At 63.1% G+C, this 11,529-nt stretch carries 9 protein-coding genes; 5 read left to right on the top strand and 4 right to left on the bottom strand.

Annotation, left to right across the window (positions count from 1 at the left end; translation table 11 throughout):
* Nucleotides 1-1,276: 1,276 nt before the first annotated feature.
* Both MU516_RS13890 and MU516_RS13885 read right to left on the bottom strand, forming a co-directional pair.
* Nucleotides 1,277-2,917 carry an MFS transporter gene (locus MU516_RS13890; RefSeq protein ID WP_260277836.1) on the bottom strand — a complete coding sequence of 547 codons (1,641 nt, stop codon included), beginning with the start codon at nt 2,915-2,917 and terminating at the stop codon, nt 1,277-1,279.
* A gap of 113 nt (nt 2,918-3,030) precedes the next feature.
* Nucleotides 3,031-3,282 (bottom strand): GlsB/YeaQ/YmgE family stress response membrane protein, encoded by a 252-nt coding sequence (locus MU516_RS13885; RefSeq protein WP_260277835.1) that lies wholly within the window; start codon nt 3,280-3,282, stop codon nt 3,031-3,033.
* 297 nt (nt 3,283-3,579) lie between these two features.
* Here MU516_RS13885 and MU516_RS13880 point away from each other — a divergent pair, with 297 nt between their 5' ends.
* From MU516_RS13880 to MU516_RS13865, 4 genes are all read left to right on the top strand, one after another.
* Nucleotides 3,580-4,386 (top strand): L,D-transpeptidase, encoded by an 807-nt coding sequence (locus MU516_RS13880; RefSeq protein WP_260277834.1) that lies wholly within the window; start codon nt 3,580-3,582, stop codon nt 4,384-4,386.
* Nucleotides 4,387-4,479: 93 nt separating this feature from the next.
* A complete protein-coding gene (locus MU516_RS13875) occupies nt 4,480-5,316 on the top strand; it encodes a hypothetical protein (RefSeq protein ID WP_260277832.1) in 837 nt (278 codons plus the stop codon).
* A 46-nt stretch (nt 5,317-5,362) separates the two neighbouring features.
* Nucleotides 5,363-6,286 carry a lytic transglycosylase domain-containing protein gene (locus MU516_RS13870; RefSeq protein ID WP_260277831.1) on the top strand — a complete coding sequence of 308 codons (924 nt, stop codon included), beginning with the start codon at nt 5,363-5,365 and terminating at the stop codon, nt 6,284-6,286.
* Nucleotides 6,287-6,543: 257 nt separating this feature from the next.
* A complete protein-coding gene (locus MU516_RS13865; protein WP_311319111.1) occupies nt 6,544-8,775 on the top strand; it encodes a calcium-binding protein in 2,232 nt (743 codons plus the stop codon).
* Nucleotides 8,776-8,838: 63 nt separating this feature from the next.
* On the opposite strand, the gene MU516_RS13855 is transcribed toward MU516_RS13865, so the two are convergent.
* Nucleotides 8,839-9,711, bottom strand: a complete 873-nt coding sequence (locus MU516_RS13855; protein WP_260277829.1) for a 50S ribosomal protein L11 methyltransferase — start codon at nt 9,709-9,711, stop codon at nt 8,839-8,841.
* Nucleotides 9,711-10,289 (bottom strand): peptide-methionine (S)-S-oxide reductase MsrA, encoded by a 579-nt coding sequence (msrA, locus tag MU516_RS13850; protein WP_260277828.1) that lies wholly within the window; start codon nt 10,287-10,289, stop codon nt 9,711-9,713. The genes MU516_RS13855 and msrA overlap by 1 nt, the downstream gene beginning before the upstream one ends.
* Before the next feature lie 115 nt (nt 10,290-10,404).
* On the opposite strand from msrA, the gene MU516_RS13845 reads away from it, so the two are divergent.
* On the top strand, nt 10,405-11,496 hold the full coding sequence (locus MU516_RS13845; RefSeq protein WP_260277827.1) for a YeeE/YedE family protein: 1,092 nt from the start codon (nt 10,405-10,407) through the stop codon (nt 11,494-11,496).
* The last annotated feature ends 33 nt before the right edge of the window (nt 11,497-11,529 follow it).

The following is an 11,529-nucleotide window of genomic DNA, read 5'->3' as shown; positions in this document are numbered from 1 at the left end:
GACGTCCTCGCACGACTACCTGAAACGACCGCTTCCCAGGTGCACGCTCTACTGCCATGGAACTGGAAAGCTGCGGAGCACCGCCAAGTCGTATGACCGCGGCCTACGCCGGATGCTAACCTTTTATGTGACACTGAGTGGGTATCAGGTTAGGCTCTTGTAGCCCCTTGATCGGCAGGTCCGTCCCGCCCTGCAGGTGTTCGGTCAGCGCACGGAAGGTCCGGTTCGCTCCCAAAATCATAGGTGAGCGCTATCAAAGCTATGAAGAAAGAACCCTATAGCACTGTTCTTGAGCGCCAGTTTGATCGCTTTGACGAAGCGTTCACGCAATGGATTGATCACAGCCCTTGGATGCAGAAATATGTCGGATTCAGGCTGAGGGGCTTGCCTTTCAGTTGTCTCTCATTGACTTTGTTGGCGGTTTTTTCGCTATTGGGCCGAGCATTCGGCGAATTCTCGGTTGCGAGGTTTGGTACCTCTTCTGCCGGTGAGAATGCCATTATACTGATCACGGGATTTTGTGGCTGGATGTGCGCCCTAGTAGTCTTGGTAATCAGGGGCGCGCTGCGAAGGAACGCACGCAAAGCAGAGCTCTCCAAGGGCAATCCAGACGATCGTCTTTCATAGCCGAAGTCCTGCTTATAAAGTAAGCCATCAAGCATCCGCACGATCAATATCACCTCGTGAAGACCATGTCGTCTTGGAGTGCTAGCGATCTTGATACGTCCAGACGCGAACGACGTCTGGGTCTCGCATCAGCAGCACTGCGACGAGAGGCAGCGAATGCCAAGATTGGATTCCATGGCTGGGCGCAGCCTTGAACGACCGCTTTCGTGGTCTGCGACGCCGCGCAGAACCTCTATTACTGCGGCTGCGGGCTAAACTACCGTTACGCTGCAACTGCGCCGGTTGGTCGCCGAATGACAGGAAAGTCCCGCATAGCGGACTTTGCCTTAGTCAATTTCGCCGCGCCAGTCACGGACGTCCGGTTTCGAGAAGCTGCGCGGTAGCGTCCGGCAATCGTTGAACGTGCGCTCAGGGCCTAGGCTTTGCGCAAACGCGAGCGCAGGCCGGCATACACGGGTATTTGGCGCAAAGACGTGACTTGCATTTGGCGAAGTGCCCGTGCTCGCGCTACGCAGGACCGATGCACACCATGTGCAACGAAAAACCCGGAAATTACTGACCCCAACAGCATATCAGGCCACGCGGCACTGCGCTGTGCTGTGCTGCAAGGCAACGCCCGGTCCCGTTGCGCAACACAGCGCGCGCGGTTTCAGGGCACCTCGATCTTGCCGACCAGCGGCACATCGTCCTGCTGGCTGACCGAGTGTCGTTCGATCATGCGATGCACCGCCGGATCGCCTTCCCCGCTGTGCAGTTCCCGCAGCGCAACCGTCACTTCGGCGTCGGACTTGGTGCGCCGCAGATTGTGGCGCACATATTCGTCCCATGTCGCGATGTGATAGCTTTCGCTCCAGTTTTCGGGATGTTCCAGATCGCGCAGCAGGGCCCAGTTTCGCGCCCCGTCGCGCCGCCGGATATTGCGGCGCAACCGCATCAGGCGCAGAAATTCCGGAACGTCCTCGCCCCGGATCCGATAGTCGACCATGACCATGATCGGCCCCGACCTGCCGCGCAGATCCAGCCGCAGCGCCGGTTCCTGAAAGCGGTTGACCGGGTCAAGATCCACGGCGCCGAACTCGGGCGCCTTCAGCCAGATCCCGACCACGGCGCCCAGGGCAAGCAGCACCCCGGCCGTGGTCAGCGCCACCGGTAGCCCGTGCGCGCCGGCAACGCCGCCCCAGGCCCAGGACCCTGCCGCCATGCCTCCGAAGGTGGCGGTCTGATACAATGCCAGCGCCCGCGCCACGACCCAGCGCGGCGTGGACAATTGCACCGTCACATTGAACAGCGACAACGCCAGAACCCATGACGCCCCGGCGGGCAGCATCGCCAGGCCTTGCAGCCAGACAAGCCGGGTCTGTCCCAGCACGATGGCGGCCAGCGCGAAGCCGGCAAAGGCCAGCCGGACGATATTCTCGTTGTCGTATCTGGCCCTGATCCGCGGGTTCAGCACCGCACCGGCGATCGCCCCCATGCCGAAACAGCCCAGCAACGCCCCGAACAGCATTGACCCGCCCTCGGGGTGGCTTTTGGCAACCAGCGGCAACAGGGCAAGCACGGCGACCGCGGAAAACCCGAACAGCGCACCGCGCAGCATCACCCGCATCAGGTTCGGAGACAGCGCGACATAGCGCAGGCCCGCGCCCATCGCCGGGACGAACGCCTCGCGCGGGGCGGTGCGCGGCGCGATGTTCGGTCGCCAGCGCAGCAACGCGCCAAGCAGCGGAAGATAGCTGACCGCGTTGACAACGAACGCAGCGGCGGCCCCGAACGCGGCGACGATCAGGCCGCCCGCCGCCGGGCCCACGCTGCGCATCAGGTTGAACCCCACGGAATTCAGGGTGACCGCCGCGGGCAGATCCTCGCGCGGGACCAGATCGCCCATGCTGGCCTGCCAGGGCGGATTGTAAAGGGCCTGCCCCGCACCGATCAGGAAGGTAAAGGTCAGCAGAAGCCATGGCGTCAGCCAGCCCTGCCATGCGACCACCGCCAGCACGGCCGAGGTGACGGCCATGATCAATTGCGCGGTCAGCAGCAGCGTCTTGCGATCAAAGATATCCGCCAACGCGCCCGAACCGATCGCAAGCAACATGATGGGCAGGGTGTTTGACGCCTGAACCAGCGCGATCAGGGTCGCGCTGTCTGTCAGCTGCGTCATCAGCCACGCAGCGCCGACGGCCTGCACAAGCCCGCCGAAATTCGAGATCAGCGTGACGCTCCACAACACGCGGAAGTCGCGGTGCCGGAACGGCGCAAGCGCAAGGCTTGGAGAAGTCTTGGTTTTCGTCACGTCGTCAGTCCAAGCGGCCAGGCGGCATAGCCAATCATGCCGCCCGGCAACGGTATTCGCGGCGCGCATCCGAGGCAATGCCCCGGACGCAGCACGGAAAGGTCAAGCCAGCTTCAGGCGCGCTTCACAAGGCTCAGGATCACCAGCAGGATCACCGCGCCCAGGGTCGCATAGATGATCGAGCCGATCACCGACCCTTCGGCGCCAATGCCCATGCCGATGGCCGGAAACAGGAACGAGGCGATGACGGCGCCAAGGATGCCGACGACGATATTGACGACAAGTCCCTGCCCGTGCCCTTTGACCAATAGCCCGGCCAGCCAGCCGGCAATCGCGCCGACGATCAATGCAACGATAATGCTCATTTTGGTAGTTTCCTCGCGAATGTGGCGCGGCAGCGCCCGACGTGCATGAAACCAAACACACGCCAAATTGTTCCCCTGACGTGCAAAGTTGATGCGACTGCCGCCCCTTGGCCACAAGTCGGATGTCAATTCCACAGTGACGGGCGCCAAGGGTTGACGAAAGGTGAATGTGGCAGGCTGATGAAACCCTGCACGAATCACGTCCGGCACTGCTCGGTCGACGTGATGTCAAGAAATTAACGCTGCCACGGTCAAGCCTTCCAGGGCCTGCCCGATGCTACAAAGGAACACGATACAATGCGCCTCGTTTCCCTTCTTGCGGCGCTGGCCCTGGGGCTTGCGGCCTGCGCACCTACCGCCCATTCGCCGACACGGCTGGCCACCGGCACGGTGCCGCCCATTTACCAGGCCCGCACGGATACCGGCCCGAACGGCGAAGTCGTCGATATTCCCGCCGTCCGCGCCGCCTATCTGACCCAGCGCAACCAGCGTCAGCGCGTCGCCTATAATGGCCCCGAGACGCCGGGAACGATCGTGGTCGATCCCTACGCGCGCGTCCTTTATCACGTGATGGAAAACGGCGAGGCGATGCGCTTCGGCGTCGCGGTCGGGCGGGCCGGCAAGGGCTTCAGCGGCGATGCCGTGATCTCGGTCAAGAAGCGCTGGCCAAGCTGGACCCCCACTCAGAACATGATCCGAACCGAACCCGAGCTTTACGGCCAGTTTGCGGGCGGGCTGAAGGGCGGGCTGGACAACCCGCTCGGGTCGCGCGCGCTGTATCTGTATCGCAATGGTCGCGACACCTATTACCGCATCCATGGGACGATGGATCCGTCCTCGATCGGAAAGGCCACGTCGGCGGGCTGCATCCGGCTGTTCAATCAGGACATCATGGACCTGTTCGACGAAACCGAACTTGGCGCGCGCGTCAAGGTGCGCAGCCAGGCAGAAAGCGTGCAGCGGGAAGGTCCGATGATCGAAACCCCTGAAGGTTACGTCGTTCCAGCGTCCGAGGCTGCACAGGCACAACTGCCTGCCGCGACAACCACCGCTGCGGCGCCCGGCTTCACGTCTCCGGTCGAAAGCGCCGTGCCCTCTCGCTAAGCGCTTGCAAGTCGATCACCTTGCCCGACACCGAAAGGCCCCCGCATCGCTTGCGGGGGCCTTTGCAATTGCAAATCGACACAAAGTCACGCAATGTTCCGCCTGATCATCGCCAGAGACAGGAACCAGATCGGAATGCCGAACCATGCCAATCGCGAACGGGAAATTCTGAACGCGCAACAGCAGAAGCTGGCGGACGCCAGCCGCCGCCCCTCTGTTGAAGTTCTGAGCGATGCCGATCTTCTGACGCTGATAAAAGCTCTGGACGACGCGCGGGCACGGGCCTCGGCGACCACGGCGGAAGACGGATTGTCGCCCCAGGGCCTGCTGAGCACGGCATTGAATCGTGCACAGGCCGAACGCCGCCGCCGCAAGCTGCCCCCTGCAAGTGGCGCACGCCAGCGGACCGGCAAGACAGTCGTAGCGAAAGCCGACAGCGCCAGCCCCGCTGCCAAGCGCGTCCCGGCTTCCACCCGCCGCAGCCCCGCCGATCGCAAGACGGCTGAGTCGCGCAAGACCGATCTGCGCACCGGTGTGCGGCGCGTCAAGAAACCCGCCAAAGCTGCCGCGTCTGACCAGACGGTGACCGCTGCTGCGGCACAAATTGCAGTGCCCCCGGTTGGGGCCAGGACCGAAGCTGCGCCCGAGGACGGCAAGACCCGCAAGAACACCGTCAAGAAAGCTGCAAAGCTGGCCGAGAAAGCCGCCGAAAAGGAAGCCAGGAAAGCCGCTCGCAAAGCCGAGAAAGAGGCCGTACGCGCAGCCCGCAAGGCGGCGCGCGTGGCGGCGAAAGAGGCCGAGAAGGCGCTGCGGAAGGCAGAGCGAAAGGCCGAACGCAAATCAAAGACGGCGGATGATGACAGCGCCGTCACGTCCAAGGACAAGTCCAAGAAAAAGAAGAAGAAAGACAAGTCCGGCAAGGCAGACTGAGACCCATCCACATGTCGCCGCATCGCCAAGACCGAAAGGATCCGGTTTGCGCCGCGTCCTTCTGATCCTGTCACTGATCGCGGGGATGGGTATCCAGCCCGCCGTATCGCGCCCCGCGGTCGATGCGTTCATGGGCCGTCCGCCCGCACATCAAAGCGACAAGATCCGCTGCACCGATGATGGCCGGGATTGCGTCCGGCTGGATCGCTATGCGTCAGATGTCTGCAAGCTGATCGAACGCAACGCATCGGAACGAGGGCTGGACCCCAGCTTCCTGGCTCGCCTGCTGTGGAAGGAAAGCCGGTTCGAACCGGGCGCCATCAGCCCGGCGGGTGCGCAGGGCATTGCCCAGTTCATGCCGGGGACGGCGGATCTGTATGATCTGGACGATCCGTTCAACCCGGCACAGGCGATCCACAAGGCGGCCTGGTATCTGGCCTATCTGTCGCAAAATTTCGGCAATATCGGGCTTGCCGCGATTGCGTATAACGGTGGCGAAAACCGCGCGGCGCGCTTTGTCGCCCGGCAGACCACCCTGCCCTACGAGACATTGGACTATGTCGAGGCGATTACCGGCCACAACGCGCTGCGCTGGCGCGACAACCCACCCCTGGCCAAGGAACTGCGACTGGCGCTGGACCCGGACCAGCCCTTCCGTCCGTCCTGCGAGGAGATGGCGGGCAATCGCAGCCTTCGCGAATTCATGGTGCAACCGCGTGTCTTCCCCTGGGGCGTCATCGTGGCCAGCCACCCCAGCAGGTCCGGGGCCGCTCAACAGGTCGCGCGTCTGAACCGCAGCCTGCGACCGATCCTTGGCGGCAAGCGTGTCGGCTATGTGCGCAAGAAGCTGAACGGAGTTCCCAAGCCGGTCTATACCGCACAGATCGGCTACGAGACCCGCAACGAGGCCGCCGCTTTCTGCGTCCGGCTGAAGCGGGTCGGCGGCCGCTGCATCGTCCTGCGGAACTGAGCCGCACGGCAAGAGGATCCACCGCCACGGATCGGCCGGCCATGGCGCGAAATCAGGTCATCGTCGCGTCGGCAAATCGCCCCGAGTCGCCTGCAGACATAATTATTGCGGCACGCGAAATCCGTGCAATCCCCTTGAGAAAGCAAGCGGGATGAAAGGCATATCGGCGTTCACGACGCTTTCACGCCAGCGAGCCTATCAGGAAAGCGGGACTTCCCCCGAAATCGAAACCTGAGACCTCGTGAAAGGAGAGCATCATGGCCACCCTTATTGGCAACAACAGCAACAACACGATTGCCGGGACATCGGCTGCGGACCTGATCTACGGATTGGGCGGCAACGACAGTCTTGGCGGTGGTGGTGGGACCGACACGATCTATGGCGGCACCGGCAACGATACCATCCGCTCCAGCGGTTCTGGCATCTATGACGGGCAGGACGGCAATGACTACATCTATGCCGGCCTCGGCACGCCCGAAACCCTGCGCGGCGGCACCGGCACCGACTGGCTGAACACCGCCAGCTTCAGCGGCAACTACACGGTCAACCTGACGACCGGGCTGACCAATTTCGCCGGTGAAAGCTTCACCCAGTTCGAGAACCTCTATTCCGGCAGCGGCAACGACCGGCTGACCGGCACATCCAGTGCCAACCGGATCTATGGCAATAACGGCAACGACACGATCGACGGGCTGGGCGGCAACGACTATATCAGCGGCGGCGCCGGCAATGACAGCCTGATCGGCGGCGGCGGAACCGACACCATCTATGGCGGCACCGGAAACGACACGATCCGATCCAGCGGGGCGGGTGTCTATGACGGCCAGGACGGCAACGACTATGTCTATGCCGGGAATGGCACCCCCGAGACGCTTCGCGGCGGAAACGGCACCGACTGGCTGAACACCACGCTGTGGTCGGGCAATTACAACATCAACATGACCACCGGCGTGACCAACTATGCCGGGGAAAGCTTTACCCAGTTCGAAAACCTCGTGACCGGGTCGGGCAACGACAATCTACTGGGAACGACCGGCAACAACGTCATCTACAGCGGCAGCGGTAACGACACGGTCAATGGCCTCGGCGGCAACGACTATATCTACGGCGATGCAGGCAACGACAGCCTGACCGGCGGCGGCGGAACCGATACGGTTTACGGCGGCACCGGCAACGACACGATCCGGTCCAGCGGCGCAGGCATCTATGACGGGCAGGACGGCAATGACTACATCTATGCCGGCCTCGGCACGCCCGAGACCCTGCGCGGCGGCACCGGCACCGACTGGCTGAACACCGCCAGCTTCAGCGGCAACTACACGGTCAACCTGACGACCGGGCTGACCAATTTCGCCGGTGAAAGCTTCACCCAGTTCGAGAACCTCTATTCCGGCAGCGGCAACGACCGGCTGACCGGCACATCCAGTGCCAACCGGATCTATGGCAATAACGGCAACGACACGATCGACGGGCTGGGCGGCAACGACTATATCAGCGGCGGCGCCGGCAATGACAGCCTGATCGGCGGCGGCGGAACCGACACCATCTATGGCGGCACCGGAAACGACACGATCCGATCCAGCGGTGCGGGTGTCTATGACGGCCAGGACGGCAACGACTATATTTTTGCGGGTCTTGGCACGCCCGAAACCCTGCGCGGCGGCACCGGCACCGACACGCTGAACACAACCAGCTTCGGCGGAGACTACAACGTCAACCTGACGACCGGACTGACCAACTTCGCCGGCGAAAGCTTCACCCAGTTCGAAAATCTCGTCTCGGGCAGCGGCAACGACGCGCTCAGCGGCACTTCCGGCGCGAATATCATTCGTGGCGGCAATGGCAACGACCGCATCTCTGGCCTTGGCGGAAACGACTCGCTTTACGGCGACAATGGCAACGACACGGTCTATGGCGGCAGCGGCAACGACTATATCCGCGGCGGCAACAACAATGACCGGCTTTACGGCGAAAGCGGCAATGATCGTGTCTATGGCGACGCGGGCAATGACTACCTGTCGGGAAGCACCGGCAACGACCTTCTGCACGGCGGCTCAGGCAATGACACCCTGAACGGCGGCAGCGGCAACGACGTGTTGATCGGCAGCACCGGGACCGACTATCTGACTGGCAGCAGCGGCGAGGATGTCTTCCGCTTCTACAGCACGTCGGATTCGCCCTTCGGGGTCAGCTCAAGCTATGATCGGATCACCGATTTCCAGGGGGCGGGCATCAACCTGGTCTCGGCGACAGAAGACCGGATCGATCTGTCGTCGATCGATGCCAACACCAATGTCGCCGGAAACCAGGCCTTCACGTTCAATGGCACCACGGCCGGCGGAGCGGGCACGATCTGGATGCAGAATGTCGGCAACGAAACTTGGCTGCGGGTCAATACAGACGCCGACGCAACACCCGAGATGACTGTTCGGATCTCGGATGGCGCGGACGATGCCAGTGACTACTGGGCGGGGGATTTCATCCTCTGACAGCAGCTTGGATACATACCGGGGCGCGGCTGGAAACGGCCGCGCCTTTCACGTGTCGGCCGCTCAGCTGCGACGGGTCATGGTCAACGTCGTCCACTCGCCCAGATCGTCGCGGCGATCCAGGTCGAATCCCTGATCCTGATATGCCTCGATCACGTCCTGACCCTGAGTGGTCAGGATTCCCGACAGGATGATCTTGCCGCCGGCGGCGACATGCCGCGCCATATCGGGGCCAAGGTCGATCAGCGGCTGTTTCAGGATATTGGCAAGGACCAGATCGAACGGCGCGGCCCTTTCGATCATCGGGTGATCAAAGCCCGCGGCCTCGACACATTCGACACGGCCATCCAAACCATTCGCGATCACATTCGCCGCGGCGGTGTCCACCGCGACCCGATCGATATCGCCTGCCAGTACCGTGACCGGCCAGATCCGCGCCGCACCCATGGCGAGAACCGCGGTGCCGCTGCCGATATCGGCGATCCGGTGCGCCTGATATCCGTCGTTCGCCAACCGGTCCAGCGCCTCGAGGCAGCCCTTGGTGGTGCCGTGATGACCCGTCCCGAAGGCCATCGCGGCCTCGATGCACAATGCCTCGACGCCGTCAGGCACCTGATCGATGTCGTGGCTTCCATGGACATAGAACCGGCCTGCCTCGACCGGGGTCAGTTCGCGGCGCACATGCGCGACCCAGTCAACCTCGGGCAATTCAGAGATGACGAAAGGCTCTGCCCCCCATGCTGCGGCCAGCAGGGCCAGCGCAACCTCGTCGGGGGTCTCGGTGAAATAGGCCGCGACCTCCCACCGGTTGGACCCGTCTTCGATCTCGAAGATCCCGGTGCCCACGGGCTCGGGTGTCAGATCCTCGCAGGCTTCGGCCAGCGCCTGGGCGGGCGGTTGGCCTGCAAGATGGGTCAGTGCGGTGAATGTCGGCATCAGATCGGGTCCGGATTGGGCATGGACGCCTCTACCCCGGTGCCCTTCAGCCCGCAATAACCGTCAGGATTCTTTTCCAGATACTGCTGATGCGCATCGTGCGCCGGCCAGAACGGGGCCTCTTCGACGATTTGGGTGGTGATCGCCCCGAACCCCTCGACTGCAAGTCGGTTTCCGTAATCGATCTTCGACGCCTCGGCGGCCGCACGCTGACTGTGGTTGAAAACCATGATCAGGCTGCGATACTGGCTGCCTACGTCGTTTCCTTGGCGGTCCCCCTGCGTGGGATCGTGGTTTTCCCAGAACATCTGCAGAAGATGGTCATAGCTGATCAGCGAGCTGTCGAAGACCACGCGCACGACCTCGGCATGCCCGGTGTCGCCCGCACGCACCTGATCGTATGTCGGGTTTTCGGTCTGGCCGCCCGCGAAACCGACTTGGGTCAGCCAGACGCCGTGCTGCTGCCAGAACAGCCGCTCGGGCCCCCAATAGCAGCCCATTCCGAAAATCGCCTGATCCATGCCCTGCGGCATCTCCTCATCCAGCGGGCGGTTGAAGATCGCATGTGTTGTGGTCATCGTGAGATCCTTGTTTGCTTGACCATGAAACGCACGAAGCGTCGCTTGGTTCGCCTTGAGATTCAGTCCCGCAGACGACATGCTGATCACCGTCTGGACACGACGGAGTGAGGCGATGGATCTGCTGACAGTTCTGACCGGAATATCCGAGCGTGTCGGCGATCTTGCAACCGCATTGCTGGTCGGACTGCTGATCGGCGTCATCTTCGGATTTGCGGCGCAGCGTTCGGCATTCTGCCTGCGTTCGGCCGCGGTCGAATTCGCGCGAAGGCGCGCGGGCCGGGCGATGGCGATCTGGCTGCTGACGTTTTCGACCGCGATGGTCTGGGTGCAGGGCGCGCAGATGGCGGGCCTGTTCCGCCCCGACACCGCGCGCATCATGTCGGTCACCGGAAGCTGGTCGGGGGCAATCATCGGCGGGCTGGTGTTCGGCATCGGCATGGTGATGGCGCGGGGCTGTTCGGGGCGGCTGCTGGTGCTGGCGGGCACCGGCAATCTGCGGACGGTCACGGCGGGAATGGTGTTCGCGCTGACCGCGCAGATGACCCTGTCGGGGGCGCTGTCGCCGCTGCGCCAGTCACTGGCTGGGATATGGGTGACGCCGGGCGGACGCAACGTGAACCTGCTGGATGCGGCGGGCCTGCCACAACGGGCGGGTCTGGTGATCGGCCTGATCTTCGCGGTGGTGGCGATCTGGTTGGCAGTTCGGGCAAGGACCGGGGCGCGCGTGCTGATCTGGGCCTGCGGCGCGGGTTTTGCCGTCGCGCTTGGCTGGGTGCTGACCTATGCCTTGTCGCAGGTCGCGTTCGATCCGGTAACAGTGACATCGGCCACCTTCGCCGGACCGTCGGCACAGGTCGCGATGGCGGTGCTGACCACCGATGCTGGACTCAGTTTCGATATCGGCTTGATCCCGGGCGTTTTCATCGGCGCGTTTCTGGGTGCGCTGGCCGGACGCGAATTGCGGTTCGAGGGGTACCGCGACGCGCCGCAGATGTTGCGCTCGATGGGCGGTGGCGCGCTGATGGGCTTTGGCGGGATGCTGGCAGGCGGCTGCGCGATCGGTGCCGGCCTGACCGGCACCTCGGTCTTCAACGCAACGCTGTGGCTGGCTGCCGTCATGTTCTTCGTCGGCGCATGGATCGGTGATCGCATCTTCGACCGGAGCGCCGCCGAGGCCGAGGCACCAGTTCAGGTGCAACACTGAGGCGGAACACCTGCTCCTGTCGCGGCATCGCCC

Origin of the sequence: Paracoccus maritimus, from assembly GCF_025195095.1 — a bacterium.
Lineage (GTDB): Bacteria > Pseudomonadota > Alphaproteobacteria > Rhodobacterales > Rhodobacteraceae > Paracoccus > Paracoccus maritimus.
This window is presented reverse-complemented; position numbering and strand designations above follow the sequence as displayed.

Excerpts from the sequence above, each read along its gene's own strand:
- MU516_RS13885 (WP_260277835.1), bottom strand. The coding sequence starts at position 3,282 with ATGAGCATTATCGTTGCATTGATCGTCGGCGCGATTGCCGGCTGGCTG.
- MU516_RS13880 (WP_260277834.1), top strand. The coding sequence starts at position 3,580 with ATGCGCCTCGTTTCCCTTCTTGCGGCGCTGGCCCTGGGGCTTGCGGCC.
- MU516_RS13875 (WP_260277832.1), top strand. The coding sequence starts at position 4,480 with ATGTTCCGCCTGATCATCGCCAGAGACAGGAACCAGATCGGAATGCCG.
- MU516_RS13865 (WP_311319111.1), top strand. The coding sequence starts at position 6,544 with ATGGCCACCCTTATTGGCAACAACAGCAACAACACGATTGCCGGGACA.
- MU516_RS13855 (WP_260277829.1), bottom strand. The coding sequence starts at position 9,711 with ATGCCGACATTCACCGCACTGACCCATCTTGCAGGCCAACCGCCCGCC.
- msrA (WP_260277828.1), bottom strand. The coding sequence starts at position 10,289 with ATGACCACAACACATGCGATCTTCAACCGCCCGCTGGATGAGGAGATG.
- MU516_RS13845 (WP_260277827.1), top strand. The coding sequence starts at position 10,405 with ATGGATCTGCTGACAGTTCTGACCGGAATATCCGAGCGTGTCGGCGAT.